This window comes from Providencia sp. JGM181, assembly GCF_018257375.1.
GTDB lineage: Bacteria > Pseudomonadota > Gammaproteobacteria > Enterobacterales > Enterobacteriaceae > Providencia > Providencia lanzhouensis.
On sequence record NZ_JAERJY010000308.1, the window covers coordinates 1 to 527 of the forward strand.

1 pseudogene is annotated in these 527 nt (G+C 49.5%); it reads right to left on the reverse strand.

Annotated features, from left to right (window positions below):
- Positions 1–164: 164 nt before the first annotated feature.
- Positions 165–527 (reverse strand): annotated as a pseudogene (locus JK188_RS17675) (molecular chaperone); the annotation flags it as partial.

The following is a 527-nucleotide window of genomic DNA, read 5'->3' on the forward strand; positions in this document are numbered from 1 at the left end:
CATTTTTGGCATCGTGGGGGTAGATAATACGGGTTGAATGCAGTGTCAGCCCATTAATTTGGTCTTGGATGTTATTTCCCCATGCAGTCTGGGTAAAAAGTGAAGCCAATAGGGCAATCCCGCCAATCAGGCGATATAACGCAGGTTTTTTAATCTTCAATAAATTAATGTTGTTCATCGCGAATATCTCCTGATTGAACCGTCCCCTGATACGCGGGACTCATATCCCCATAATCCGTAATCACTCTCCACTCTGCGTGTGTGGCGCCGCCTTTGACGGGGTAAGTTTGGGTGGAGAAGGGCGCAATCATCGGCCCCAGTTCTCGTACATCAATGGGGTGCTGACCCACACTCAATTGCGCCAACGTGATGTAATACGGTGTTGGGTTACGGACTTCAAGCTGCTGACCTTGCTGGCGAAACGTCAGTTGGCTTGAGGCGGTTTCGACGCTCATGGGTAACCCTTTTGGGCGATAAAACAGTTTGATAACGTTGCGGATCCCCACCGAAACTTGCGCACTGGTCAT